General features: G+C 70.9%; 23 protein-coding genes. 13 read left to right on the top strand and 10 right to left on the bottom strand.

Annotation, left to right across the window (positions count from 1 at the left end):
- Nucleotide 1: 1 nt before the first annotated feature.
- From nadC to ACFVYF_RS32610, 7 genes are all read left to right on the top strand, one after another.
- Complete coding sequence (gene nadC, locus ACFVYF_RS32640; RefSeq protein WP_389461235.1) at nucleotides 2-994, top strand: carboxylating nicotinate-nucleotide diphosphorylase; 993 nt, start codon at nucleotides 2-4, stop codon at nucleotides 992-994.
- 5 nt (nucleotides 995-999) lie between these two features.
- Complete coding sequence (locus tag ACFVYF_RS32635) at nucleotides 1,000-1,797, top strand: type III pantothenate kinase (protein ID WP_383291202.1); 798 nt, start codon at nucleotides 1,000-1,002, stop codon at nucleotides 1,795-1,797.
- Between the two features lie 211 nt (nucleotides 1,798-2,008).
- The gene (locus tag ACFVYF_RS32630) at nucleotides 2,009-2,662 is read left to right on the top strand and encodes a hypothetical protein (protein WP_389461412.1); all 654 of its coding nucleotides are present in this window, start codon (nucleotides 2,009-2,011) and stop codon (nucleotides 2,660-2,662) included.
- Nucleotides 2,663-2,720: 58 nt separating this feature from the next.
- Nucleotides 2,721-2,900: a hypothetical protein gene (locus ACFVYF_RS32625; protein WP_389461233.1), complete on the top strand. Its 180-nt coding sequence runs from the start codon at nucleotides 2,721-2,723 to the stop codon at nucleotides 2,898-2,900.
- A gap of 183 nt (nucleotides 2,901-3,083) precedes the next feature.
- The gene (locus ACFVYF_RS32620; protein ID WP_389461231.1) at nucleotides 3,084-3,521 is read left to right on the top strand and encodes a BlaI/MecI/CopY family transcriptional regulator; all 438 of its coding nucleotides are present in this window, start codon (nucleotides 3,084-3,086) and stop codon (nucleotides 3,519-3,521) included.
- A 9-nt stretch (nucleotides 3,522-3,530) separates the two neighbouring features.
- Complete coding sequence (locus tag ACFVYF_RS32615) at nucleotides 3,531-4,088, top strand: amino-acid N-acetyltransferase (RefSeq protein ID WP_389461229.1); 558 nt, start codon at nucleotides 3,531-3,533, stop codon at nucleotides 4,086-4,088.
- 225 nt (nucleotides 4,089-4,313) lie between these two features.
- Complete coding sequence (locus tag ACFVYF_RS32610) at nucleotides 4,314-4,649, top strand: Lsr2 family protein (protein ID WP_389461227.1); 336 nt, start codon at nucleotides 4,314-4,316, stop codon at nucleotides 4,647-4,649.
- Here the strand turns inward: ACFVYF_RS32610 and ACFVYF_RS32605 are convergent.
- Nucleotides 4,580-5,272: an SCO3374 family protein gene (locus tag ACFVYF_RS32605; protein ID WP_389461225.1), complete on the bottom strand. Its 693-nt coding sequence runs from the start codon at nucleotides 5,270-5,272 to the stop codon at nucleotides 4,580-4,582. The two genes, ACFVYF_RS32610 and ACFVYF_RS32605, sit on opposite strands and share 70 nt — an antisense overlap.
- Before the next feature lie 431 nt (nucleotides 5,273-5,703).
- Between ACFVYF_RS32605 and ACFVYF_RS32600 the strand changes: the two genes are divergently transcribed.
- The gene (locus ACFVYF_RS32600) at nucleotides 5,704-8,232 is read left to right on the top strand and encodes an ATP-dependent Clp protease ATP-binding subunit (RefSeq protein WP_389461223.1); all 2,529 of its coding nucleotides are present in this window, start codon (nucleotides 5,704-5,706) and stop codon (nucleotides 8,230-8,232) included.
- A gap of 466 nt (nucleotides 8,233-8,698) precedes the next feature.
- Complete coding sequence (locus ACFVYF_RS32595; RefSeq protein ID WP_389461221.1) at nucleotides 8,699-9,373, top strand: M23 family metallopeptidase; 675 nt, start codon at nucleotides 8,699-8,701, stop codon at nucleotides 9,371-9,373.
- Nucleotides 9,374-9,387: 14 nt separating this feature from the next.
- On the opposite strand, the gene ACFVYF_RS32590 is transcribed toward ACFVYF_RS32595, so the two are convergent.
- Nucleotides 9,388-9,975, bottom strand: a complete 588-nt coding sequence (locus tag ACFVYF_RS32590) for a TetR/AcrR family transcriptional regulator (RefSeq protein ID WP_389461219.1) — start codon at nucleotides 9,973-9,975, stop codon at nucleotides 9,388-9,390.
- Between the two features lie 180 nt (nucleotides 9,976-10,155).
- Between ACFVYF_RS32590 and ACFVYF_RS32585 the strand changes: the two genes are divergently transcribed.
- Complete coding sequence (locus ACFVYF_RS32585) at nucleotides 10,156-11,757, top strand: MDR family MFS transporter (protein ID WP_389461217.1); 1,602 nt, start codon at nucleotides 10,156-10,158, stop codon at nucleotides 11,755-11,757.
- A gap of 148 nt (nucleotides 11,758-11,905) precedes the next feature.
- On the opposite strand, the gene cseC is transcribed toward ACFVYF_RS32585, so the two are convergent.
- From cseC to ACFVYF_RS32560, 5 genes are all read right to left on the bottom strand, one after another.
- Nucleotides 11,906-13,276, bottom strand: coding sequence for a two-component system sensor histidine kinase CseC (gene cseC / locus ACFVYF_RS32580; RefSeq protein ID WP_389461216.1), 1,371 nt, complete (start codon nucleotides 13,274-13,276; stop codon nucleotides 11,906-11,908).
- 8 nt (nucleotides 13,277-13,284) lie between these two features.
- The gene (cseB, locus tag ACFVYF_RS32575; protein WP_389461214.1) at nucleotides 13,285-13,992 is read right to left on the bottom strand and encodes a two-component system response regulator CseB; all 708 of its coding nucleotides are present in this window, start codon (nucleotides 13,990-13,992) and stop codon (nucleotides 13,285-13,287) included.
- 13 nt (nucleotides 13,993-14,005) lie between these two features.
- Entirely contained in the window at nucleotides 14,006-14,662 is a 657-nt protein-coding gene (locus ACFVYF_RS32570; protein WP_389461212.1) for a hypothetical protein, read from the bottom strand.
- On the bottom strand, nucleotides 14,650-15,201 hold the full coding sequence (locus ACFVYF_RS32565) for a SigE family RNA polymerase sigma factor (protein ID WP_389461210.1): 552 nt from the start codon (nucleotides 15,199-15,201) through the stop codon (nucleotides 14,650-14,652). Before ACFVYF_RS32565 ends, ACFVYF_RS32570 begins: the two co-directional genes overlap by 13 nt.
- A gap of 352 nt (nucleotides 15,202-15,553) precedes the next feature.
- On the bottom strand, nucleotides 15,554-16,474 hold the full coding sequence (locus ACFVYF_RS32560; protein ID WP_389461208.1) for an A/G-specific adenine glycosylase: 921 nt from the start codon (nucleotides 16,472-16,474) through the stop codon (nucleotides 15,554-15,556).
- A 378-nt stretch (nucleotides 16,475-16,852) separates the two neighbouring features.
- Between ACFVYF_RS32560 and ACFVYF_RS32555 the strand changes: the two genes are divergently transcribed.
- Complete coding sequence (locus tag ACFVYF_RS32555; RefSeq protein ID WP_389461206.1) at nucleotides 16,853-17,674, top strand: hypothetical protein; 822 nt, start codon at nucleotides 16,853-16,855, stop codon at nucleotides 17,672-17,674.
- A 645-nt stretch (nucleotides 17,675-18,319) separates the two neighbouring features.
- Here the strand turns inward: ACFVYF_RS32555 and disA are convergent.
- Nucleotides 18,320-19,444, bottom strand: a complete 1,125-nt coding sequence (gene disA, locus ACFVYF_RS32550; RefSeq protein WP_389461205.1) for a DNA integrity scanning diadenylate cyclase DisA — start codon at nucleotides 19,442-19,444, stop codon at nucleotides 18,320-18,322.
- A gap of 67 nt (nucleotides 19,445-19,511) precedes the next feature.
- Nucleotides 19,512-20,921, bottom strand: coding sequence for a DNA repair protein RadA (gene radA / locus ACFVYF_RS32545; RefSeq protein ID WP_389461203.1), 1,410 nt, complete (start codon nucleotides 20,919-20,921; stop codon nucleotides 19,512-19,514).
- Between the two features lie 286 nt (nucleotides 20,922-21,207).
- Here radA and ACFVYF_RS32540 point away from each other — a divergent pair, with 286 nt between their 5' ends.
- A complete protein-coding gene (locus ACFVYF_RS32540) occupies nucleotides 21,208-23,052 on the top strand; it encodes a hypothetical protein (protein WP_389461201.1) in 1,845 nt (614 codons plus the stop codon).
- A 29-nt stretch (nucleotides 23,053-23,081) separates the two neighbouring features.
- Here the strand turns inward: ACFVYF_RS32540 and ACFVYF_RS32535 are convergent, their stop codons facing one another.
- Nucleotides 23,082-23,930 carry a hypothetical protein gene (locus ACFVYF_RS32535; protein ID WP_389461199.1) on the bottom strand — a complete coding sequence of 283 codons (849 nt, stop codon included), beginning with the start codon at nucleotides 23,928-23,930 and terminating at the stop codon, nucleotides 23,082-23,084.
- A gap of 71 nt (nucleotides 23,931-24,001) precedes the next feature.
- On the opposite strand from ACFVYF_RS32535, the gene ACFVYF_RS32530 reads away from it, so the two are divergent.
- Complete coding sequence (locus ACFVYF_RS32530; RefSeq protein ID WP_389461198.1) at nucleotides 24,002-24,934, top strand: Ppx/GppA family phosphatase; 933 nt, start codon at nucleotides 24,002-24,004, stop codon at nucleotides 24,932-24,934.
- Nucleotides 24,935-25,323 lie beyond the last annotated feature (389 nt).

The raw sequence follows: 25,323 nt of genomic DNA, 5'->3' as shown, positions 1-25,323 counted from the left end.
AGTGAGCACCCCCGACCTTCCCCTCGCCCCGAGCGGCGGCTGCGGCGACGGCTGCGGCTGCGCCGCCGGCGCGGACGAGGAGTACCTGGAGTGCGGGCTCGACCCCGCGCTCGCGCAGCTCCTCGCCGACGCCGGGCTCGACCCCGTCGAGGTCGAGGACATCGCGCACCTGGCCATCGAGGAGGACCTCGATCACGGCGTGGACGTGACGACCGTCGCGACCATCCCCGAGGACGCCGTCTCCACCGCCGACTTCACCGCCCGCGACGCGGGTGTGGTGGCCGGCCTGCGGGTCGCGGAGGCCGTCATCTCGGTCGTCTGCACCGACGAGTTCGAGGTCGAGCGGCACGTCGACGACGGCGACCGCGTCGAGGCGGGCCAGCGGCTCCTCAGCATCACCACCCGCACGCGCGACATCCTGACCGCCGAGCGCAGCGCGCTGAACCTGCTGTGCCGGCTCTCCGGCATCGCGACCGCCACGCGCGCGTGGGCGGACGCCCTGGAGGGCACCAAGGCCCGGGTGCGGGACACCCGCAAGACGACACCGGGACTGCGCTCCCTGGAGAAGTTCGCCGTCCGCATGGGCGGTGGCGTGAACCACCGCATGTCGCTCTCGGACGCGGCCCTGGTGAAGGACAACCACGTGGTCGCCGCGGGCGGTGTGGCCCAGGCCTTCAAGGCCGTACGGGAGAGCTTCCCGGAGCTGCCCATCGAGGTCGAGGTCGACACCCTGCACCAGCTCCGCGAGGTCGTGGACGCCGGCGCCGACCTGATCCTCCTGGACAACTTCACGCCCGCCGAGTGCGAGGAGGCCGTGGCGGTCGTCCACGGCCGCGCGCTCCTGGAGGCCTCGGGCCGCCTCACCCTGGGCAACGCGGAGGTGTACGGGAAGACGGGCGTCGACTACCTCGCGGTGGGCGCGCTCACCCACTCCGCGCCGATCCTGGACATCGGCCTCGACCTGCGCGCGGCGTCGACGGACGAGGCGGAGTAGGACAGATGCTCCTCACGATCGACGTCGGCAACACGCACACCGTCCTCGGCCTCTTCGACGGCGAGGAGATCGTCGAGCACTGGCGGATCTCCACCGACGCCCGCCGCACCGCCGACGAACTCGCCGTGCTCCTCCAGGGCCTCATGGGCATGCACCCGCTGCTCGGCGAGGAACTGGGCGACGGCATCGACGGCATCGCCATCTGCGCCACCGTCCCGTCCGTCCTGCACGAGCTGCGCGAGGTGACCAGGCGGTACTACGGCGACGTCCCCGCCGTCCTCGTCGAGCCCGGCGTCAAGACGGGCGTGCCGATCCTCACGGACAACCCCAAGGAGGTCGGCGCGGACCGCATCATCAACTCGGTCGCCGCCGTCGAGCTCTACGGCGGTCCCGCGATCGTCGTCGACTTCGGTACGGCGACGACGTTCGACGCGGTCAGCGCGCGCGGGGAGTACGTGGGCGGTGTGATCGCCCCGGGCATCGAGATCTCGGTCGACGCGCTCGGCGTCAAGGGCGCCCAGCTCCGCAAGATCGAGGTCGCCCGCCCCCGCGCGGTCATCGGCAAGAACACCGTCGAGGCCATGCAGTCCGGGATCATCTACGGCTTCGCCGGCCAGGTCGACGGCGTCGTCAACCGCATGGCCCGTGAGCTCGCCGACGATCCGGACGACGTCACCGTCATCGCCACGGGCGGGCTCGCGCCCATGGTGCTCGGCGAGTCCTCCGTGATCGACGAGCACGAGCCCTGGCTCACGCTGATCGGGCTGCGCCTGGTGTACGAGCGGAACGTGTCCCGTACCTGACGGGTGCCCCCGCCGCCCCCGGGTCCGTCCCGGGGGCGGCGGAGGCGATGGGTGACGGACCGGGGCGGCAGCGTCGACACGGGGACCGGCTCCGGCGAGGACCGCGTCCGCGCGAGTGCTCCCACCACGCCGCACACCCCCGTTATGCGGATTTTGTCTGATTAGCGCGTATCGTCGCCGCATGCCCACGCCATACGGATCCCGCGGCGGCATGGCGTTCGGCGCGGAGGAGCTGCGTGTGCTCCGCCGTGCTCTCGCCCTCGCCCTCAAGCCCAGCCCCGTCCCGGCCGAGGACGTCCAGGACTGTCTGCGCCTCGCCGAGTCCCTCGACGAAGCGGCCCGTGAGGGAGCCAGGCTCCGGGCCTTCATGCTGGCCGACCTGGCCCGCTACCGGGCCGCGCTGCCCGGCACCGCGGCCGGCTACCTGGCCCTCCTGGAGGACGTGCTCGGCGCCGGTTACCGCCCGGACCCCGACGACCTCGCCGCGCTCCGCGCACTGCGCGGCAACCCCGTGGCGGCCGCGCTCCTGGACCGTTGCCGCACGCTCGCGGAGCAGGACGTCCGCGCCCGCCTCGCCGGCCGCCCCGTCAGGGCCACCCCCACCGTCCCGGCCTCCCGTACGCGCCTGCTGGCCCTGCCGGGCGGGCTTGCCGCCGAGGGCCCCACGGCCTTCACGCGCGCGCGTGGCGCCGCCGGGGACCCCGCCAAGAAGCCCGCGGGAAAGCCCGCCGAGCCGACGCCGCGGCCCGGGGAGAAGACGCCGCGCCCGGAGCGCCCCATCCCCACCCCGGGCGAGGTCTTCCCGCCGAAGCGCAAGCCCGGACCCGCGCCGGCGGACCCTCGTCAGCGACTTGCGGCGGGCTGACGGCTTTCGTCCGGACCCGGACTGATCCGGACGGCACCCCGTGGCTACTCTGGAGGGCATGGACTATGTCTCCGCGCTCGTGCCCCCGGTAGTGATGGCCGTGTTCTTCATCGGTCTGATCGTGACGATGGTGAAGTCCCAGGGCGGGGCCAACAAGGCCAAGGAGGACGCCGTGGTCGACGCCGCGCTGGCCCGCGCGGAGGCGACCCGGCAGCCCTCCCGGGACGCCGACGCCTGAGCCCGGCTCCGGGACGACGCGACAGCTGAACCACGCGCGGCGTGCGACGCCGCCCTCATCGGCGTGCGGCTCAGGAATTTTCCGAGCCGTACGCCCTTTTTGTTGCTGTTTGCCGCTGAAAGCGCACGTCCGGCACGCCATTGGCGGCTTCTCCCACTATTGTTCTGAGCTGTGCCTCGCCCATTGGGAGAACTCGAAGACTCGGTCATGACGCGGGTGTGGAAGTGGAACCGCCCGGTGACCGTTCGAGAAGTCCTGGAAGACCTTCAGCAGGAACGGTCCATCGCGTACACCACGGTGATGACCGTTTTGGACAATCTCCATCAGAAGGGCTGGGTGCGCCGCGAGGCGGAAGGCCGGGCCTATCGATATGAAGCCGTCTCCACCCGTGCCGCCTACGCGGCCGCGCTGATGAACGACGCCTGGTCCCAGAGCGACAACCCGGCCGCCGCTCTCGTCGCCTTCTTCGGCATGATGAGCCAGGAACAGCGCCAGGCGCTGCGGGACGCCGTACGCATCGCCCAAGGCCCGGAAACACCCGGACCTCCCGATGAAACCTCCGAAACCCCCGATCGTCCCGTCGAGAACCCCGCCGCGGCTCAGGACGACACCGGGCGATAGCGTCCGCCCATGCCAGCAGAGGATCCAGCAGAGCTTCCGGCAGAGCGTCGCGAAGACACCGCAAAAGCCATCACTGTCCGGCGGGCCAGGACGAGCGATGTCCCGGCCGTGCGCGAGCTCCTTGACTCCTACGTCCAGCGCCGCATCCTGCTCGACAAAGCGACGGTGACGCTTTACGAGGACATCCAGGAGTTCTGGGTCGCGGAACGCGATGACAACGCGCAGGTGGTCGGTTGCGGCGCGTTGCATGTGATGTGGGAAGACCTCGCGGAAGTCCGCACCATCGCCGTGAACCCCACGGTCAGGGGGGCGGGGGTGGGTCATCAGTTGCTGGAGAAGTTGCTGCAGACTGCACGCTGGCTCGGCGTTCGCCGGGTTTTCTGTCTCACCTTCGAAGTCGACTTCTTCGCGAAGCACGGCTTCACGGAGATCGGTGAGACACCCGTTGACACCGATGTCTACGCCGAGCTACTGCGTTCCTATGACGAGGGTGTGGCCGAGTTCCTCGGTCTCGAACGAGTGAAACCGAACACCTTGGGCAACAGCCGGATGCTACTGCATCTGTGATCGCCGGCGACTATTCCGGTGACCACCCTTGCCCGGGTGCCCTATGTCCGAAACGCGCACGTTTCCGGGCTTCCCGCGGCCAGTGAGTCTCTGCCAGGGGTTTGTGTTTTTCCAGCAAAAGCGGTTTGCTTTCCGACGTACTGCAGTACTGCATATAACAGGGGACGAAACAGTGGCGTACGCCGCGGACCCCCGTCCCTGAAGTTATCGATGAAAGGAAATCCGGTGGCACAGAAGGTTCAGGTCCTTCTTGTCGATGACCTCGACGGTGGCGAGGCGGACGAGACCGTGACGTTCGCGCTGGACGGCAAGACGTACGAGATCGATCTCACGACCGCCAATGCGGACAAGCTCCGTGGGCTTCTCGAGGCCTACGTGAAGGGTGGCCGTCGTACCGGGGGCCGTGCTTCGGGCGGACGCGGAAAGGCGCGCGCCACTTCCGGCGGCAGCCAGGACACCGCGCAGATCCGCGCGTGGGCCAAGGAGAACGGCTACGAGGTCAATGACCGCGGCCGTGTTCCCGCGTCCATTCGCGAAGAGTACGAGAAGGCCAACGGCTGAGCGCTCACGCGTCGCAGCCGGACACGGTGGCACTGCGTTGCCATCGTGTCCACGAGTCGTACGAGATCGGGGGCGCCCCCACCGCCTTCTCCGATCGCACGGCCGCCGAGCGCCGACAGAGTCGGCAATGACGGTTCCACCTCGCAGCGGGGCTCCGGGGGCCGCAGCCAGAACGCGGCCCCTTGCGAGCCGGCCAGGTCGCCCCGGCCCGAGGCGGCACTCCCGCCCGCCCGCGCCGTCGGCACGCCCCAGCCGGGCGGCACCGGCGCCTCGACGGATTCGCCCGCGCCGATCGCCGTGAGATCCAGCGCGAGAGCGCCCCACTCCAGCCAGTCGAGCAGACCCGGCAGTTCGTCCGCGCTCCCCTCGGCCACCAGCAGCCGCATCCGGTCCCCCTGCAGGGCCACCGGAGACGTCGGCCCCAGATGCCGGAGCGCCGCGAAACCCGCCTCCGCGGGTACCTCGAGGACGTCGAAGCGCAGCCCCGTGACCAGCCGCACCGGCGTCCCGGGCACGGTCGTCCAGCCCAGCTCGTTCTCGTACCAGTGCCGCACCGGATCGCCGGTGGCGGCAGCGCTGTCCGCGTCGAGCGGCCGACGGGGGAGAGGAACGGTGGGAGCCATGCCAGGAGCAACCGCCCGGAGACGCCCGGAGTTACGCTGGGTGTTTCGGCGAATGCGCAGAGTGCCGGTTCCGGGGGCGTGCGGAGACACTCAGTGGCGCGCGGTTGTTCGCCCATAGCGGAGGGAACCGGTGCGCGCCGCATGGAGTGTCAGTGCGTGCGGGTAAGACATCCCTAGTGGGAGGGGGCGACACGCAAGGAAGGGCGGTCTCACGTTCGCCATCGGCGTACTGATGGTGGGGGTAACTGCCTGGCCTGCGGGAACATCGTCTCGCACCATCGGGTTGGAGCATATGTCGGCGTTCGGGGTCAGGAGGCCAAGGACGGTGTCGGCAGTTGGAATGAGCGGTCCCCGCTTGCGGGACTAAGCTGCGGAAGGACAGGGAGGGGAGCGTCCCCTTACTGCCTGACCGCTCTGAGGAGCGATTAACGATGTTCGAGAGGTTCACCGACCGCGCGCGGCGGGTTGTCGTCCTGGCTCAGGAAGAAGCCCGGATGCTCAACCACAACTACATCGGCACCGAGCACATCCTCCTGGGCCTGATCCACGAGGGTGAGGGTGTCGCCGCTAAGGCCCTGGAGAGCCTCGGGATTTCGCTCGAGGCGGTCCGCCAGCAGGTGGAGGAGATCATCGGGCAGGGTCAGCAGGCCCCGTCCGGGCACATCCCCTTCACCCCCCGTGCCAAGAAGGTCCTGGAGCTGTCGCTCCGCGAGGCCCTTCAGCTGGGCCACAACTACATCGGCACGGAGCACATCCTGCTCGGCCTGATCCGTGAGGGCGAGGGCGTCGCCGCCCAGGTCCTGGTCAAGCTGGGCGCCGATCTCAACCGGGTGCGGCAGCAGGTCATCCAGCTGCTCTCCGGCTACCAGGGCAAGGAGACCGCCGGCGCCAGTGGTGGTCCTGCCGAGGGCACGCCCTCCACGTCCCTGGTCCTCGACCAGTTCGGCCGGAATCTCACCCAGGCCGCTCGTGAGTCCAAGCTCGACCCGGTCATCGGGCGCGAGAAGGAGATCGAGCGGGTCATGCAGGTGCTGTCCCGTCGTACGAAGAACAACCCGGTCCTCATCGGCGAGCCCGGCGTCGGCAAGACCGCCGTCGTCGAAGGCCTGGCGCAGGCCATCGTCAAGGGCGAGGTGCCCGAGACCCTCAAGGACAAGCACCTCTACACCCTGGACCTCGGCGCGCTGGTCGCCGGCTCCCGCTACCGCGGTGACTTCGAGGAGCGCCTGAAGAAGGTCCTCAAGGAGATCCGCACCCGCGGCGACATCATCCTGTTCATCGACGAGCTCCACACGCTGGTCGGTGCGGGTGCCGCCGAGGGCGCCATCGACGCGGCCTCGATCCTGAAGCCGATGCTGGCCCGCGGTGAGCTGCAGACCATCGGTGCCACGACTCTGGACGAGTACCGCAAGCACCTCGAGAAGGACGCGGCCCTTGAGCGCCGCTTCCAGCCGATCCAGGTGGCGGAGCCTTCCCTCCCGCACACGATCGAGATCCTCAAGGGCCTGCGCGACCGTTACGAGGCGCACCACCGCGTCTCCATCACGGACGAGGCTCTGGTCCAGGCCGCGACGCTCGCGGACCGCTACATCTCGGACCGCTTCCTGCCCGACAAGGCGATCGACCTGATCGACGAGGCGGGCTCCCGGATGCGCATCCGCCGGATGACGGCGCCGCCGGACCTCCGCGAGTTCGACGAGAAGATCGCCGGCGTGCGCCGCGACAAGGAGTCCGCGATCGACTCGCAGGACTTCGAGAAGGCCGCCTCCCTCCGCGACAAGGAGAAGCAGCTCCTGGCCGCCAAGGCCAAGCGGGAGAAGGAGTGGAAGGCCGGCGACATGGACGTCGTCGCCGAGGTCGACGGCGAGCTGATCGCCGAGGTCCTCGCGACCGCCACCGGCATCCCGGTCTTCAAGCTGACCGAGGAGGAGTCCTCGCGTCTGCTGCGCATGGAGGACGAGCTCCACAAGCGGGTCATCGGCCAGAAGGACGCCGTCAAGGCGCTCTCGAAGGCGATCCGTCGTACGCGTGCGGGCCTCAAGGACCCGAAGCGTCCGGGTGGTTCGTTCATCTTCGCCGGTCCGTCCGGTGTCGGTAAGACCGAGCTGTCCAAGGCGCTCGCCGAGTTCCTCTTCGGTGACGAGGACGCGCTGATCTCCCTCGACATGTCGGAGTTCAGCGAGAAGCACACGGTCTCGCGGCTCTTCGGTTCGCCCCCCGGCTACGTGGGCTACGAAGAGGGCGGTCAGCTGACCGAGAAGGTCCGCCGCAAGCCGTTCTCCGTCGTCCTGTTCGACGAGGTCGAGAAGGCCCACCCGGACATCTTCAACTCGCTGCTGCAGATCCTGGAGGACGGTCGGCTGACCGACTCCCAGGGCCGGGTCGTGGACTTCAAGAACACGGTCATCATCATGACGACCAACCTCGGCACGCGGGACATCTCGAAGGGCTTCAACCTGGGCTTCGCGGCGCAGGGTGACACGAAGTCCAACTACGAGCGCATGAAGAACAAGGTCGCGGACGAGCTCAAGCAGCACTTCCGCCCCGAGTTCCTCAACCGTGTGGACGACGTCGTCGTCTTCCCGCAGCTCACGCAGTCCGACATCCTGGAGATCGTCGACCTGATGATCACCAAGGTCGACGAGCGCCTCAAGGACCGGGACATGGGCATCGAGCTCGCCCAGTCCGCGAAGGAGCTCCTCGCCAAGAAGGGCTACGACCCGGTGCTCGGCGCGCGTCCGCTGCGTCGCACGATCCAGCGCGAGGTCGAGGACACGCTGTCGGAGAAGATCCTCTTCGGCGAGCTGCGTCCGGGCCACATCGTGGTCGTGGACACCGAGGGCGAGGGCGAGGCGCAGACCTTCACCTTCCGGGGTGAGGAGAAGTCGGCTCTGCCCGACGTCCCGCCGATCGAGCAGGCGGCCGGCGGTGCCGGTCCCAACCTGAGCAAGGAGGCGTAGCCTCCGGCTTCGCTTCGCACAGGGGCTGCCCCAGGACTCCGGTCCTGGGGCAGCCCCTTTTTGCGCCCTCGGACCGAGGCGGCCGGTGACATGACGCACAGGCGATTTGTCCGTTACTAGGCGGAATAGTGGAAACGATGGGAGGGACAAAAAGGACCTTTGGCCTGGAACCTCGAAGGGCGAAGGGGCGTCGGGGGCCGAAGGGCCCGGCAGGCCGGTTCGCCGGTGGTGGCGAGGCCCCGATGTGGGGCTAAACCTCGTTTTCAGGTGGATATGAGGTAGATCCTCTGGGAGCCGGGCGCTCTGTCAAGGAGTCGAAAGTTTTGAGATGAAGTACGAACCTTCGTCGTAGATCACCGTTTTGGGAGTCTCCGGGGGTGCGGGTTACCAAGGGATGGTCCATCCGACAGGTGCCTGTGCGTCGGGTGGGTTTCTTTGCCCTCGTCCCCGTCCCGAAGAGGTCTCCATGTCGAAGCGCGTCACGTCCCGTTCCTCCCGCACGTCCCGTCTCCGCACGAGGGCGGCCGTCCTGGCCGTCGGCCTGGGAGCCTCGGTCGCGCTGGGCACCGGGGTCGCGGCCGCCGCCGGCACCACCCTCGACAGCTCCGCCGCCGGTACGACGGCCGGCGCGCTGCAGACCCAGGCCGCCGCTCAGGCCAAGGCCGCCGCCGACGCCAAGAAGGCCGCCGCGACGACGAAGCAGACGGCGGCCAAGAAGGCCGCCTCCTGGATCGACCCGGTGAAGAAGTACACGCTCTCCGCGAGCTTCGCCCAGGCCGGCAACATGTGGTCGTCCACCCACAGCGGGCAGGACTTCGCGGTGTCCACCGGTACGCAGGTCATGGCCGCGCACGGCGGCACCGTCGTCAAGGCCGGCGGCAACGGCGCCGGCGACGGTCCCGCGTACGGCAACGCCGTCGTCATCAAGCACGGCAACGGCACGTACTCGCAGTACGCCCACCTGTCGCGGATCGATGTGAAGGTCGGCCAGGTCGTCTCCACCGGTCAGCACATCGCGCTGTCCGGCAGCACCGGGAACTCCAGCGGCCCGCACCTGCACTTCGAGATCCGTACGACCCCAAACTACGGCTCGGCCGTCGACCCCGTCGCCTTCCTGCGCGACAAGGGCGTCACCGTCTGACCGTGCCCGGGGACTCAGGCGCCGCGGTGCGCCTGGGTCACCAGGTCGATCGCGACCTCCAGGACCGCCTTGCGCTTGTCCTCGGGGTCGCCTTCGACGTCGTTGAGGACGAACATCCCGGCGTGCATCGTGAACAGTGCGCTGATGCAGCGGACCTGGTCGGTCAGCGGCGCCTCCGGCTCCCGGAGTATGTCGCGCATGGCCAGCATGCGGTCCTTGAAGGTCTCGCCGATGCTCAGCTCTCGTACCGTCGCCTGGTTCTCCTGCATGAAGCGGAAGAGCGGGGAGGCGCCCTGGAGGGCCTCGCTGTAGCGGCGCAGGACCTCCTGCTTGGTCTCCAGGGAGCGCGGCTCGGCGCTTCCCCACTCGATCAGCTCGTCCAGGGGCCTCGTGAGGTCCTCGAAGAGGCTGATGAGGATCTCTTCCTTGGTCTTGAAGTGGTAGTAGAGCGCTGCCTTCGTGACGTCGAGGTGCTCGGCGATCTCGCGCAGAGATGTCTTCTCGTAGCCCTGCTCGGAGAAGAGTTCGAGGGCCACGTCCTGGATGCGCTGGCGGGTGTCGCCGCGGCGCTGTCGCTTGGTGCCGTCCATGGTGCCGCCCATCCTCGTACTCCTTGCGCTCCCTGAAAACTTACTTGACGCCCGGCTAGTCAAGCCCAGCTAAACTTACTTGACGCCCGGCTAGTTACGGGTCTACCTTCCCTGAGTGTAGCCAGCTTGCCGGTCGGCAAGTAAGTAGCCAGGTGGGGCATCCGACCGGGCGGTACTCAGGGGAGTGGGACGATGGCGGACTTCACGGAAACGGCGGTCGCACCGCCCGGAAAGCAGCCGGAACAACAGGTCGAGGACGCGACCGGACAGCAGCCGCGCAGCGTGCGGGTGGTTCTGACCGCGCTGCTCATCGCGATGATGCTCGCGATGCTCGACAACATGATCGTCGGCACGGCGATGCCCACGATCGTCGGCGAGCTGGGCGGCCTCGAACATCTGTCATGGGTGGTCACCGCGTACACGCTCGCGACCGCCGCCTCCACCCCGATCTGGGGCAAGCTCGGCGACATGTACGGGCGCAAGGGCGTCTTCATGACGTCGATCGTGCTCTTCCTGATCGGATCCGCGCTCAGCGGCATGGCCCAGGACATGGGCCAGCTGATCGGCTTCCGCGCCATTCAGGGCCTCGGCGCCGGTGGTCTGATGGTCGGCGTCATGGCGATCATCGGTGACCTGATCCCCCCGCGGGAGCGCGGCAAGTACCAGGGCATGATCGCCGGCGTGATGGCGCTCGCCATGATCGCCGGACCGCTGGTCGGCGGCACCATCACCGACCACTGGGGCTGGCGCTGGTCCTTCTACATCAACCTGCCGCTCGGTGTCGTCGCGCTGATCGCCATCAGTGCCGTCCTGCATCTGCCGAAGAAGCGGGTAGAGGGGCGCATCGACTATCTGGGCGCCGGGTTGCTGACCGTGGGCATCACCTCCATCGTGCTCGTCACCACCTGGGGCGGCAGCGAGTACGCCTGGGGCTCGGCCCGCATCATGGAGCTCATCAGCATCGGTGTCGCCGCGCTCGTCGGCTTCCTGTTCGTCCAGACCAGGGCCGCCGCGCCGATCGTGCCGCTGCACATCTTCCGCAGCCTCAACTTCACGCTGATGTCGGTCATCGGCTTCATCACCGGCTTCGTGATGTTCGGCGCCGTCCTCTTCCTGCCGCTGTACCAGCAGTCGGTCCAGGGCGCGTCCGCGACCAACTCCGGTCTGCTGCTCCTGCCGATGCTCGGCGCGATGCTCGTGGTCTCGATGATCGCCGGGCGGGTCACCACCAACAGCGGCAAGTACAAGGTCTTCCCGGTCGTCGGCAGCATCCTGATGACGGTGGGGCTGTTCCTGCTCGCCCAGATGGACACCGACACGACCCGGCTGACGTCCGGGCTGTACATGGCCGTCCTCGGTGCGGGCATGGGCTGCCTGATGCAGATCACCATGCTGGTCGCGCAGAACAGCGTCGAGATGAAGGACATGGGCGTCGCCTCCTCGTCGACCACCCTGTTCCGTACGCTCGGCTCGTCCTTCGGCGTCGCGATCATGGGGGCCCTGTTCAACCACCGGGTCCAGGACGTCATGGCCGAGCGGGCGGGTGCGCTCGGCTCCAAGATGACCGAGCAGTCCGCGCAGCTGGACGCGGCCAGCCTCGCCAAGCTGCCGGCCGTGGCGCGTGAGGCGTACCAGCACGCCGTCTCCAGCGGTACGCACTCGGCGTTCCAGCTCGGAGCCATCGTGGCGATCGTCGCCGTGGTCGCCTCGGTCTTCGTGAAGGAGGTCCCCCTCAAGGGAGCGGGACCCGGAAAGCCGGCCGAGGCCGTGGATGGGGATGCCGCGGGAGCGTAGTCAGCGGTTGCAGAGGCCGTCCGACACCTCCTTCACCTCGGCCCGAAGGCCCCCGGCGCTGTCCGCCCCGGGGGCCTTCGCCTGTCTCGGGCCCGGCCCCGGCACCCCCCGCCGACCGCCCGGGAAGCGGCCCGCCGGGGGGAGGGGCTCAGCTTCCCGACGCCGGCAGCATCGGATAGCTGCCCGTGTTCGTCGGCGCGTGCTCCGGTAGCCACAGCACTGCCACGGCGCCCTCGGCGGGTACGTCGTCCGGGGCGCCGGCCGGGCGGACGTTGCGGAAGGTGAGCCGGGCGCCGAGGACCCGGGCCTGGCCGGCCGCGATCGTGAGGCCCAGCCCGTGTCCGTGGCCCGCGCGGTCGGTGCTGCCCGTACGGAAGCGGCTCGGGCCCTCGTGGAGCAGCTTCTCCGGGAAACCGGGCCCGTGGTCGCGTACGCGGATGACACGGCCCTCGACGGACACCTCGATCGGCGGCTTGCCGTGCCGTGCCGCGTTGGCGAGCAGGTTGAACAGCACCCGCTCCAGCCGCCGGGGATCGGTGGTGACCTCCGACTCATGCACCACGAGCACCTGGATGTCCGCGTCCTTCGCGGCCACCCGCCGGGACACGAACTCACCCAGCATGATGTCCTGCAGCTCGGCCCGCTCGGACGCCCCGTCGAGCCGGGCGACCTCCAGGACATCCTCGACGAGGGTGCGCATGGCCTGCGCCCGGTCCCGTACGAGCTCCGTCGGGCGGCCGGGGGGCAGCAGTTCGGCGGCCGTCAGCAGTCCGGTCACCGGGGTGCGCAGTTCGTGCGCGATGTCGGCGGTCACCCGGCGCTCGGCCTCGATGCGCTGCTGGAGCGCGTCCGCCATGGCGTCCACCGCCCGCGCGAGGTCGTCGGTCTCGTCCCGTACGACACCGCCGATCGCGTCCCGTACGCGGACGTCCGTGTCGCCCTTGGCGACCTGGTTCGCGGCGGACGCGGCCTTGCGCAGCCGGCGCGACAGCTGGCCGCCGATGAGCACACCGAGCGCGCAACCGCCGAAGACCACCGCGATGGAGCCGATGAGCAGCGCCTGGTCGAGGTCCTTCATCACCGTCGCGCTGCGGTCCGTGAACGCCGAGTGCAGGGACAGCACCCGGCCGTCCTTGAGCGGCACCGCGGCCCAGATGTCCGGCACGCCGTGCGGCCCGTCGGACACATAGGTGGCGCGCCGCCCCTGGGCGACCTTCGCCAACAGGTCCGGCGGGATGGCCGGGTCGTCGACCTTGACCCCGAAGGACTGGGTCCGCCCGGACTCGTAGATGCGCTGGGCGACCTGGATGCGCTCGTCCGCCAGGTCGCGCGCGTTGTCGAGCATCGACACCCGCGCCGCGTTGTGCACGACCAGGCTCAGTGCGAGCGCCACCAGCGCCCCGACCAGCGCGATCGCCGCGCTCAGCTTCCATCTGATGCCGGTGCGGATGCCCCCGCCGCGCCCGCCCGCCTCCGCACCCGTTCCGCCCGTGACCAGGCGCCGAAATATCCCCCGCATACCCCTGCTCAGGCCTTCAACTTGTAGCCGAAACCACGGACCGTCTCGATCCGGTCCTGGCCGATCTTCGTACGCAGCCGCTGTACATGGACGTCGACGACCCGCGTGTCACCGCCCCAGCCGTAGTCCCACACGCGCTCCAGGAGCTTGTCGCGCGACAGCACCGTGCCGGGCGCGGACGAGAACTCCAGGAGCAGCCGCATCTCGGTGGGCGTGAGCCCCACCGGCCGGCCGTCCCGCCGTACCTCCATGCCCTCCGTGTCGATCTCCAGATCGCCGAAGGACAGCACTCCGCCGTCGGTCCCGGCCGGGTCGTCGCCGCCGGGGCTCGCGGGACCGCTCGCGTGCCCGAAGCGCCGCAGCACCGCCCGGATGCGCGCGACGAGCACCGCCCCGTCGAAGGGCTTGGTCACATAGTCGTCGGCGCCCGCCTCCAGGCCCAGCACGACGTCGATCGAGTCGGCACGCGCGGACAGCATGATCACCGGGACCGTGGACTCGTCGCGGATACGGCGGCACAGGCTGACCCCGTCGAGTCCCGGCACCATGACGTCCAGGAGCGCGATGTCGGGCCGGTTCGCGCGGAACGCCTCCAGGCCGGACAGCCCGTCGGGCATGGCGGTCACCACGAAGCCGTCGCGCTCCAGGGCGAGCTGCGTGGCCTCGCGGATGACGTCGTCGTCCTCGACGAACAGGACGTGGGTCTGCTCTGCCATCCGTGTGCTGCTCTCAGTTCGCGTCGGGGGAGGGGGAGTCGGCGCCACCCACCACGTTGCTGTAGTCGTTGTGGATCCGGGACTCCACGGCGAAGTGGCTCGCGGACCAGTTGTAGGTGATCACTTCTTCGCTGGAGGGATACGACACCGGGTCGCCCTTGTCGTACAACTGCTGGGTGATCACCAGGTCGCCCCGGTCGATCTCCGCGTAGACCGGCGGCTCCTCGGCCTTGAAGACATTGTGGTACTCACTGCCCTCGGCGCGATACACGTACGAACCGATCCCGACGGCATCGCCGCAGGTCATCACGTTGACCACGATGTCGTCGGCGGAGCCCCCGGTCAGCTTTCCGTACGAGACGTCGACCGGGTACTCGTCGGCGACGCACGGCTTCAGATCGCGTTTGACCGACGCGCTGACCGCCGGGTCGTCCTTGACGAGCTTGACCGCGTCCACCCGTTGGGAGGCCTTGGTCGGCGAGGCGGACGGGGAGGGGGTCTTGGCGCCCGCGACCGTGTCGGAGCCGGCCGGGCCCTCGTCCCGGGCGCCGGTGCCGCCGGTGGCGCACGCCGAGACGAAAAGGCCGAGGGCGGCGAGCACGGCCAACGCCGTGATCACCGCCTTGAGGGCCCCGCCGGGCCGGATGGCCGTAGTGCCTAGGCCGCGCAACGCTCCTGCTCCCTCTTCGCTTCGAGCGCGCGGGCGCCGCGCTCCTCGAGGTCCCGGCTCTCCAGCTCCTCGCGGAGCCGGGCCAGCGCCCGGTGCAGCGTGCTCTTGACCGTACCGGCCGACATGCCGAGGGCGGCGGCCGTCTCCTCCGTGGACATCTGCTCCCAGTGTCGCAGCACCACGACACTGCGCTGCTTCGGAGCCAGCACCTTCATGATGTCCATCAGCAGCGCACGGTCCGCGTGCTGCTCGGTCGCGTCGTCCACGCTCGCGTCCGGCAGCTGCTCGGTGGGCACCTCTTCGAGCTTGCGGGCCCGCCACCACTCGGTACGGGTGTTGATCATGACGCGGCGCAGATAGGCGTCCGCCAGCCGCTTGTCCGCGATGCCGTCCCAGCGGCCGTACGTCCGCACGAGCGCGGTCTGCAGCAGGTCCTGGGCGTCGACCGGGTCGGGGACGAGCCGGCGGGCGCTGCGCAGCAACGCGTCCTGCCGGGTGCGGACGTACTCCTCGAATTCGAGCACCTCGCCGTGCGCCATGATCAACCGCCTCCATCCCCGTTTCCGGCCTGCCCGCTGCCGGTTGCCCGTTGCCTGCGTCCCGCTGTCCCTGCGGTACGGGAATGAAGCTACGGAGGGGTTGTCACGGGGTTGTCCGGGCCGGCCTGCGGCCAGCGCTCGGCTGTCCGTCGGTTGTGTAACGGATGTAGGGCGGGGGTAAGGAGAGGTGCCGACTTGTCGGAGTTGCAGGCGATTTGGGCTGCTGGGAGGGCGTCCGGAGGGCGGCCGGGCCCTGTTACTCAGCTGAGTCGGACCCTGTTACTCAGCTGAGTCGGACCCTGTTACTCAGCTGAGCCGGACCCTGTTATTCAGCTGAGCCGGACGTTGTCACTCAGCTGAGAGGGAGCCGGTAGAGGCCGCCCGGCAGGGGTTCGACCAGACCGTCGGCGACGAGACCGTCCAGGGCGCGGGCGCGCTGCACCGGTTCGTCCCACACGCGGTCGAGCGCCGCCTGCGGAACCGCCGTGACGGCCTCCCGCAGCACGGCCAGCAGCCGGCCGCGGACCTGGCGGTCGGTGCCGGCGTACGTCTGGCCGCGGCGCGGGGGGCCCTGGTGCTCGGGCTTCCCGGCCAGCTGCCAGGCGCACAGCGCGGCGATCGGGCACCGGTGGCACGACTCGTTCTTCGCCGTGCACACCAGCGCGCCGAGCTCCATCGAGGCGGCGGCCCAGCGCGACGCCGTGTTCTCGTCCGCGGGGAGCAGGGCGCGGGCCAGCTTGCGCTCGGCGGCCGTGGTGGCGTTCGGCGGGTACTGCACGCCGGTGACCGCCCGCGCGAAGACCCGCCGCACGTTCGTGTCGAGGACGGCGTGCCGCTGCCCGTACGCGAACGACGCCACGGCCGCCGCGGTGTACTCGCCGATTCCGGGCAGCGCGAGCAGCTGGGCGTGCTCGGCCGGTACGTCGCCGCCGTGCCGTTCCGTTATGGCGACCGCGGCGCCGTGCAGCCGCAGGGCCCGCCGGGGGTAGCCGAGCCGGCCCCAGGCGCGGACGGCCTCGCCGGGCGCCTCCTTCGCGAGGTCGGCGGGGCGCGGCCACCGGGCCAGCCACTGCTCGTACACCGGCAGCACCCGGCTCACCGGTGTCTGCTGCAGCATGAACTCGCTGACCATCACGCCCCAGGGGCCGGCATCGGGGCGTCGCCACGGCAGATCGCGGGCGTGGTCCTCGAACCAGGAGATGACCGGCTCGTGCAGGAGCTCGCCGGAGGCGTTGGACGGGGAGCTGGGGGTGGGGAGTGTGGGTGCAGTCATGACGGGGTCGATCCTGCCATGGGGGAGTGCTCTGATGCGGGCGGCGGCCGGGCGGGTCGGAAGACCTGACGATCGGCAGGACGCCGAAGGACGGACGTGCGGCCCGGGTCCCCGGCGCGGCGAGGTGGTGACGCCGCACGTGAGGGTCATGGGCGGAGCCGGTGATGCCGTGTCAGGGAGCGGACGTATGCGAGAAGTCCGCGGTTACGGACAGTGCGCGGAAGATGGTTCGTCGTCACGGCCCGCGACCGTCACGTTCTCGCCGTGGCGAAAGTCGGGGGTGGGACGGGCCCGACCGGAATGATGATCGGGAAAAGTTGAGAACGGAGGCGGCGGGTGGGGCAGGGGAAGCCTCGGATCTCTCGTACAGTTTGCGCCGTGGGATCTATGCGCAATCCGGTCGGGCCGCTTCCCTCCTCCATCTACTGGCGACGGAGGGCTGTTCTGCTGTCCGTGGTCGGTCTGTTGGCGCTGCTCATCGTGTGGGTGGTCGGCTCCGGCGGCGGAGGCGGGAACAACAACGGGGACGGGTCCAACGGGAAGAATCCCGCGCCCTCCATCACTCCGGGACCCTCCAGCTCCGGGCCGGCGATCAGCCAACACCCGGGCGGGCGCGACGAGTCGAGCGGTGGCGAGTCCAGCGGCTCCGGGTCGGGGTCGGACGCGGGAGCCGGCGACGGGTCGGGGGCCGATTCGGGTGGCTCAAGTGGCGCCGGGAGTGGGGCCGGTGGGGTTGCCGGCGGCGCGTCGACGGGCGACGGCGGGGCGGCCGATCAGGTGCCAGCCGGGTCCAGCCTTCCCAACTGCACCGCCGGCGCTGTCACGTTGACGCTGCGCAGCGTCCACAACACCTACGCCCCCGGCAAGAAGCCGACCTTCGAGCTGACCGTCAAGAACACCTCCGGCAGCGACTGCAAGGTCGATCTCGGCCCGAAGAACACCGTTCTGACGATCACTCAGGCCGGCAGCGACGACGACATCTGGTCGTCGGACGACTGCCCCAAGGGCTCCGGCAGCGCGCTCTTCCGCATCCCGGCCAACGACCGGGTGACGTACAAGGTCGAGTGGGACCGCAAGGCGAGCGCCCCCGAGTGCGCCACCCCTCCGGCGGGCTCGGCGCCCGCCGGCACGTACCTGGTGGAGGCCAAGGCGGCGGGCCTGACGAAGGCCCAGACGTCGTTCGTCCTGTCGAAGGACTGACGGGAGCGCCGCGGCTGACGTGCACGCTGCGGTCGACGTGCACGCTGCGGCTGACGTGCACGCCGCGGCTGACGTGCACGCCGCGGCTGACGTGCACGCTGCGGTCGACGGGAGCGCCGCGGTCGACGCGCACGCCGCGGCTGACGCGCACGCCGCGGTCGACGCACACCGCGGTCGACGGGGGCCGGCGTACGTGGTCGGGCCGCGGCCGGTCGGAGCTCGTTGGCCGGGCCGCGGCTGGGCCGGAGTTGGTTGGCCGGGCGGGGGCCGGGCCGGAGTTCCTGGGCCGGGGCCGGGCCGGAGCTCGTCGGCCGGGTGTCGGGTCGGGGGGCGTCACACTTCCCAAGGTCGGCCTGGGACCGTTGGGTTCGCGACAGGCGCCCTGGCCGCACGGACCGTTGGGTTCGCCCCAGGTACCCTCCGGCCGCAGGAAACCGTCGGGTACGTCCCGGCGTCCCGGCCGCAGGAACCGTCGGGTTCGTGCCGGCGTCCCGGCCGCAGGAAACCGTCGGGTTCGTGCCGGCGTGCCGGCGTCCCCGCGTCCCGGCCGCAGGATCGCTGGGTTCGTCCCGGGCGCCCCGCGCCTACAGGGACCGCGGGGATCGTCGCAGGCGGCGACCCCCGGCCCCTCAAGAACCGCCGAGGCTAGACGTACCGCTCCAGGATCGACGACTCCGCCAGCCGGGACAGGCCCTCGCGCACGCTGCGGGCGCGGGCCTCACCGACGCCGTCGACCGTCTGCAGGTCGTCCACGCTCGCGGCGAGCAGCTTCTGCAGGCCGCCGAAGTGCTCCACCAGGCGGTCGATGATCGCGCCGGGGAGCCGGGGGACCTTGGCGAGGAGGCGGAAACCTCGGGGGGAGACCGCCGAGTCCAGCGCCTCGGGGGAGCCGGTGTAGCCCAACGCCCTTGCCACGGTCGGGAGTTCCAGCAGCTCCGAGTGGGCCAGCGCGTTGAGCTCGAAGAGCGCCTCGTCGACCGTGCGGGAACGCTTGGCGGTCGGCTCGGGCACATAGTCCCGTACGACGAGCTCACGCTCGGGTTCGACGCCGGCGATCAACTCGTCGAGCTGGAGGGCGAGAAGGCGCCCGTCGGTGCCCAGCTCCACCACGTACTCGGCGATCTCGGTGGCGATGCGGCGCACCATCTCCAGACGCTGGGCCACCGCCGACACGTCCCGGACGGTGACCAGGTCCTCGATCTCCAGGGCGGAGAGCGTGCCCGCGACCTCGTCGAGGCGGAGCTTGTAGCGCTCCAGGGTCGCGAGGGCCTGATTGGCGCGGGAGAGGATCGCCGCGGAGTCCTCGAGGACGCGGCGCTGGCCGTCCACGTAGAGGGCGATGAGGCGCATCGACTGGGAGACCGAGACGATCGGATAGCCGACCTGCTTGCTCACCCGGTCCGCGGTGCGGTGACGGGTGCCGGTCTCCTCGGTGGGAATCGTCGGGTCGGGCACCAGCTGCACGCCGGCCCGCAGGATCTTGGTGATGTCCTTGTCGATCACGATGCCGCCGTCGAGCTTGCACAGCTCGCGCAGCCGGGTCGCGGTGAACTCGACATCCAGGACAAAACCGCCGGTACACATCGACTCGACTGTCTTGTCCCAGCCGAGCACGATGAGTCCGCCGGTGTTGCCGCGGAGAATTCTCTCGAGCCCGTCGCGCAGGGCCGTGCCGGGTGCCACGGCGCTCAGTGAGGCGCGCATCAGGCCATCGGCACCGGAGCTCCCACCGGATTTTCCGGGAGCTGCTGCCCGGTCGTTGGCTGCCACTGCACTCCTCCGGTCGCAGGTTCTGGGCGCCCTCGGTTCGTACGGACGGGCGAGACCTGGGCAAAGTCTACCGGCGCTCTTCGTCCTTCCGTGGGGCCTCTCGACCACGCGAGCGCGGAAGGACGCGCAGGGCCTCGCCCATGTCGGCCACTTCCAGGACCTTCATACCGGCCGGGACCTTGCCGGGATCGCTCGGAACGAGGGCGTGGGTGAAGCCCAGACGGTGGGCTTCGGCCAGCCGGCGCTGGACGCCCGTGACCCGTCTGACCTCGCCCGCGAGCCCCACTTCGCCGATCGCGACGAGGTTCTTGGGGAGCGGGGTGTCGCTGGCCGCGGAGGCCAGCGCGAGGGCGATCGCGAGGTCCGCCGCGGGCTCGGAGAGCTTCACGCCGCCGACCGTCGCGGAGTAGATGTCCCGCTTTCCGAGGGCGCTGATCCGGCCGCGCTGCTCCAGGACGGCGAGCATCATCGAGACGCGGGACGTCTCCAGACCGGATGTCGTACGGCGCGGGGAGGGGATCTGGGAGTCGACCGTGAGGGCCTGGACCTCGGCCACCAGCGGGCGGCGGCCCTCCAGCGTGACGGTCAGACAGGTGCCGGGGACCGGCTCGGCGCGGCGGGTGAGGAAGAGACCGGAGGGGTCGGCGAGGCCGGTGATGCCCTCGTCGTGCAGCTCGAAGCAGCCGACCTCGTCCGTCGTGCCGTACCGGTTCTTGACGCCTCGGACCAGGCGGAGGCGGGCGTGCCGGTCGCCCTCGAAGCTCAGGACGACGTCCACCAGGTGTTCGAGCAGACGGGGGCCCGCGATCGCGCCGTCCTTGGTGACATGGCCCACCAGGAGGGTGGACATCCCGCGCTCCTTGGACACCCGGATCAGCGCGCCGGCCACCTCGCGGACCTGGGACATGCCACCGGGAGCGCCGTCGATCTCCGGGGACGCCACGGTCTGGACCGAGTCGAGGATGAGGAGGGACGGCTTGACCGCGTCCAAGTGGCCGAGGACGGCGGCCAGATCGGTCTCCGCGGCGAGATACAGGTGGTCGTCGATCGCCTTGATGCGGTCGGCGCGCAGGCGGACCTGACTGGCCGACTCCTCGCCCGTCACATAGAGCGTGCGGTGCTCGTCACTGGCCGATTTCGCCGCCACGTCCAGCAGCAGGGTGGACTTGCCGACGCCGGGCTCGCCCGCGACGAGGACGACCGCGCCCGGCACGAGACCGCCGCCGAGGACGCGGTCCAGCTCGGGCACGCCCGTGCTGCGCGCGGTGGCCTGGCGGCCGTCGACCTGCCCGATGGGGACCGCGGACGTCGTGACACGGCCCGGTGACGTCGTACGGACCGCGGGTGCGCCGTACTCCTCGACCGTCCCCCACGCCTGGCACTCGGGGCAGCGGCCGAGCCACTTGGCCGTCTGCCAGCCGCATTCGGTGCAGCGGTAGGACGGACGGTCCTTCGCGGATTTCGTACGGGCAGCCATGCACGGAACCGTAGCCGAGGCCACTGACAGCGAACGCCTCGCGGGCGGCGGCCGCTTCGGCGGGGGTGCGGTTGAGCCCGCGGCGCGGCCCCTCGCGGACGCCCGGCACGGTCCTTCGTGGGTGGCGGTATCGGGCCGTGAGGGGCGTCGGTCATCGCCGCCCGTGAAGGCGTGGGCCACGGAATCGGGGGTTCCTGTCCCCTTATGAGGGATCGTTTCACCCGTACGGATTAAATGTACTCAAGGGGCAGGAAGGGGCCGCCGCTCGGCGCCTACGGTCGCACGGGTGATGAGCAGCAGTCCGGAGACCTCCACGCACACCACCGGCGCACACCGGGCGCGCGGAGACGCGCGCACGCGGGTGACAGCGCCCCGTGGCGCATCGCCCCGCACCCTGGCCCAGCGCCCGCCCGCGCGCTACGAGCCCTATCTGGACGGCCTGTTCACCTACTGCCTGTCGGTGCTGTGCGATCACGACGCGGCGACCGCGGCACTGGGAGACGCCCTCGCGCTGGCCGAGCGCCGGGGCGCACGCGCCCCGGAGGCCGCGGACGACCGCAGGGCCTGGCTGTACGCCCTCGCGCGCTGGTCCTGTCTGCGCAAGCTCACCGAGGCCCGCCGCCGACGGCAGGCGACGCACGCCGCCGGCCGGCGCTCGGCCCAGAGGGACAGCGCCCCCACGGACGACGCCTCCAAGGGGGGCGCCCGCAGGGGAGGCGCCCACAAGGGGGGCGCGGGGAACGCGGGGAACGCCCACAAGGACGCGGCCGACCGGCGCGCGGCCGAGGCACTGAGCGCCTCCGCCTCCGCCGCCGCCGCTTCCGACGAGGTCCAGCAGCAGCGCCGCCGCGAACTCGCCCTGCTGGCCTGGCCGGAGGCCGCCGGCACCACCCCCGAGCAGCGCGAGGCGCTCGAACTCGCCGTACGCCACCAGCTCGCCGCCCACGAGGTCGCCGCCGTCCTGGGCATGGACCTGGCCTCGGCGCGCGAACTGCTGGCCTCCGGCGCCTGCGAGGTGGAACGCACCCGTGCCGCCCTCGCCGTGGTGGAGACCGGCGCCTGCCCGGGCGTCGCCCGCCTCACCGGCGACAACCAGCTGGTGCTCAGCACCGCCCTGCGCAGCGAACTCGTACGGCACGTCGACGACTGCCCGCGCTGCCGTCGTACGGCCGAGCGTGCGGTCCCCGGCGCCTGGCCCGGGACCAGCGTGACGCCCGCCGCGCTCCCCGTCCTGGAGGCCCCGCGCGCGGGCCTGCACGTGGCGATGACGCATCCCCCGCGCGCGCGGGCCGGTGCGCCGCGCTTCGACCGCCGCGGCTTCCCCATGGACCCCAAGGACCACGCCGCGCGCCGGGACCGCCTTCGCGCGCGTGCCGTCACGACGACCGTGGTCGCCACCGTCGTCGCGGCGCCCGTCCTCGCGCTCTGGGCCGCCTATCGCGGTGCCCCGCTCACCGGGGAGGGCGCGGACGGCCGCCCGCTCACCGCGAGCGAGGCACACGGCCCCGACGGCCTCGGCAGCGACGAGGGCGGCTACGAGAACGCGGGCAACGCCAGCACGAAGCCCGGGGACCGCTTCTCCAAGGGCGACCGGTCGCCCGACGTCTCCGTGGAGGTCATCAGCGCGCGGACCGGCGGCAAGAAGGGCGCGGGTCATCTCGCCGTCACGGCCGGCAACAGCGGCGACACGACCCTCATCACGCTGAGCGCGTCCGGGAGTTCACCGGTTGCCTGGTCCGCGTCCACCGGAGCATCCTGGCTCTATCTGAGCCAGTCCTCGGGAACGCTCCGGCCGGGCGAGTCGTTGACGATCAAGGTGTACGTGAACCATCTGCGTGAGCCGGTCGGGCCCTGGAGCGCGCGGGTGGCGATCGCCCCGGCGGGCGCGATCGTCACGATCGACGGATACGGCAACGCGGGCCCGTCCGAGCCGCACCCGACGCCCAGCCATCCCACGCCCTCCGACCCGAGCCCGACACCGAGCGACCCGGGCCCGTCCGACCCCGATCCCACCCCCAGCGACCCGGGCAGCCCGGATCCGAGCCCAACGCCCACCGACTCGACGCCCTCGGACCCGGACAGCTCGTCACCGCCGCCGAGCGACAGCGGCGACCCGAGCCCGTCCGCGTAGCGGCCCGCCCGGCGCGTGGGGGACCGGAGTCAGCCGGTGGGATCGGCGGGGTGCGGGGCGACCAGGGGGAGCTGCGAGGCGAGCCGCTGCTCGCAGAGCTCGACCAGGCGGTCGTACCCCGCCTTGCCCATCATCTCGACGAGCTCCGGGCGGTACGAGACGTACACCGGGTCGCCCGCGCCGTGCGCCGAGGTCGCCGACGTGCACCACCAGTGCAGGTCGTGGCCGCCGGGCCCCCAGCCGCGGCGGTCGTACTCGCCGATGGAGACCTGGAGCACACGGGTGTCGTCGGGCCGGTCGATCCACTCGTACGTCCGGCGCACGGGCAGCTGCCAGCAGACGTCCGGCTTGGTCTCCAGCGGCTCGCGGCCCTCCTTGAGCGCCAGGATGTGCAGCGAGCAGCCCATGCCGCCGGCGAAACCGGGCCGGTTCTGGAAGATGCACGACCCGTTGTACGGCCGGGTCTGGCGCTCGCCGTCCTCGTCCTCCGAGACCCAGCCGGACGCGGTGCCCACGTCGTGGTGCTGCCAGATGTCCGGCGTGAGCCTCGCCACGTATCCGGCCACGCGCTTCTCGTCGTCCTCGTCGGAGAAGTGCGCGCCCAGGGTGCAGCAGCCGTCGTCGGCGCGGCCCGCCTGGATGCCCTGGCAGCCGCTTCCGAAGATGCAGTTCCAGCGAGAGGTCAGCCATGTCAGATCACAGCGGAAGACCTGCTCGTCGTCGGCGGGATCCGGAAACTCCACCCAGGCACGGGCGAAGTCGATCCCCTTCTCGTCAGACACGGGGGACTGCTTCGGGACCTTCTTGGGCTTGGGCGCCTTCGCCTGCGAGGAACCCGTGGCGGATTTGTCGGGCTTCGCCTTTTTCGTCTTTGGCACGAGTCCAGGGTAAGTCGCCGGAGGCGGCTCCGGGGACGGCCGGCGCCGCCGCGGGCAGTAGCGTTCCGTATATGAGACTCGGTGTCCTCGACGTGGGTTCGAACACGGTGCATCTGCTGGTGGTGGATGCGCACCCGGGCGCGCGCCCGCTGCCCGCGCATTCGCACAAGGTGGAGTTGCGCCTCGCCCAACTCCTCGACGAGGACGGCGCGATCGGCCCGGACGGCGTCGACCGGCTGATAGCCGTGGTCCGGGAGTCCCTGGAGGCCGCCGAGGACAAGGGCGTCGAGGAGCTCGTGCCCTTCGCCACGTCCGCGGTCCGGGAGGCCAGCAACGCGGACGACGTCCTCGCGCGCGTGCAGGCCGAGACCGGCGTCGAGCTGCAGGTTCTCACCGGCGCCGAGGAGGCCCGTCTCACCTTCCTCGCCGTCCGCCGCTGGTTCGGCTGGTCGGCCGGGAAGCTGCTCGTGCTGGACATCGGCGGCGGATCCCTGGAGATCGCCTACGGGATCGACGAGCAGCCCGACGCGGCGGTGTCGCTGCCGCTGGGGGCGGGGCGGCTCACCGCCGGCTGGCTGCCCGGGGATCCCCCGGATCCGGCCGACATCAAGGCGCTACGGCGCCATGTCCGGGCCCAGATCGCTCGTACGGTGGGTGAGTTCGCGCGCTTCGGGGCGCCCGACCATGTGGTCGCCACCTCCAAGACCTTCAAGCAGCTGGCCCGGCTGGCCGGGGCCGCCCGCTCCGCGGAGGGGCTCTATGTCCAGCGGGAGCTGAAGCGGGAGTCCCTGGAGGGCTGGGTGCCGCGGCTCGCCGGGATGACCGCCGACGAGCGGGCCGAGCTGCCCGGGGTCTCCGAGGGACGTGCGGGGCAGCTGGTCGCGGGCGCGATGGTCGCCGAAGGAGCGATGGATCTCTTCGGCGTCGAAACCGTGGAAATCTGCCCCTGGGCCCTCCGCGAGGGCGTAATCCTCCGCCACCTCGACCACATGCCCCAGCCGTAACCCCCACCCCCTCGGCCCGGCACCGGGGCATCGCCGGAGCCCGGCGCTACGGAGTGCCGCCCGGGTGGGCCCGGTCCCGTAGCTCCCTTGGCACCCTTCGCTGGTGCCGGCGCGGGGGTGTGCCGGGGAGCCCGGCGTTCCCAGGGTGCCGCCCGGGTGGGCAATGTCCCCTACCTCCGTTGGCACCCTGCGTGGGTGCTGGCGTGGGGTGGGTCGGCGAGCCCGGCGCCGCGGGGTTGCCGCTGCGCCCACCCGTGCCGCCCCTAGCGGCACGCATGCCCGCAGTTATAGCGGCTTCGCCGCCCCCCGGGGTGCCCGCTGCCCGCAGCCATGCGGCTTCGCCGCCACCGCGTGCCCGCCGCCGCAGCCGTGCGGCTTCGCCGCCACCA

This window comes from Streptomyces sp. NPDC058274, assembly GCF_042881375.1.
Taxonomy (GTDB): domain Bacteria; phylum Actinomycetota; class Actinomycetes; order Streptomycetales; family Streptomycetaceae; genus Streptomyces.
Note: the sequence above shows the minus strand (reverse complement) of the source record. Positions and strands in the feature narration are given on the sequence as shown.

Coding starts and splice junctions, on each gene's coding strand:
- ACFVYF_RS32635 (WP_383291202.1), top strand. CDS start 1,000: ATGCTCCTCACGATCGACGTCGGCAACACGCACACCGTCCTCGGCCTC.
- ACFVYF_RS32630 (WP_389461412.1), top strand. CDS start 2,009: ATGGCGTTCGGCGCGGAGGAGCTGCGTGTGCTCCGCCGTGCTCTCGCC.
- ACFVYF_RS32625 (WP_389461233.1), top strand. CDS start 2,721: ATGGACTATGTCTCCGCGCTCGTGCCCCCGGTAGTGATGGCCGTGTTC.
- ACFVYF_RS32615 (WP_389461229.1), top strand. CDS start 3,531: ATGCCAGCAGAGGATCCAGCAGAGCTTCCGGCAGAGCGTCGCGAAGAC.
- ACFVYF_RS32605 (WP_389461225.1), bottom strand. CDS start 5,272: ATGGCTCCCACCGTTCCTCTCCCCCGTCGGCCGCTCGACGCGGACAGC.
- ACFVYF_RS32600 (WP_389461223.1), top strand. CDS start 5,704: ATGTTCGAGAGGTTCACCGACCGCGCGCGGCGGGTTGTCGTCCTGGCT.
- ACFVYF_RS32595 (WP_389461221.1), top strand. CDS start 8,699: ATGTCGAAGCGCGTCACGTCCCGTTCCTCCCGCACGTCCCGTCTCCGC.
- ACFVYF_RS32590 (WP_389461219.1), bottom strand. CDS start 9,975: ATGGGCGGCACCATGGACGGCACCAAGCGACAGCGCCGCGGCGACACC.
- ACFVYF_RS32585 (WP_389461217.1), top strand. CDS start 10,156: ATGGCGGACTTCACGGAAACGGCGGTCGCACCGCCCGGAAAGCAGCCG.
- cseC (WP_389461216.1), bottom strand. CDS start 13,276: ATGCGGGGGATATTTCGGCGCCTGGTCACGGGCGGAACGGGTGCGGAG.
- cseB (WP_389461214.1), bottom strand. CDS start 13,992: ATGGCAGAGCAGACCCACGTCCTGTTCGTCGAGGACGACGACGTCATC.
- ACFVYF_RS32565 (WP_389461210.1), bottom strand. CDS start 15,201: ATGGCGCACGGCGAGGTGCTCGAATTCGAGGAGTACGTCCGCACCCGG.
- ACFVYF_RS32560 (WP_389461208.1), bottom strand. CDS start 16,474: ATGACTGCACCCACACTCCCCACCCCCAGCTCCCCGTCCAACGCCTCC.
- radA (WP_389461203.1), bottom strand. CDS start 20,921: ATGGCTGCCCGTACGAAATCCGCGAAGGACCGTCCGTCCTACCGCTGC.
- ACFVYF_RS32530 (WP_389461198.1), top strand. CDS start 24,002: ATGAGACTCGGTGTCCTCGACGTGGGTTCGAACACGGTGCATCTGCTG.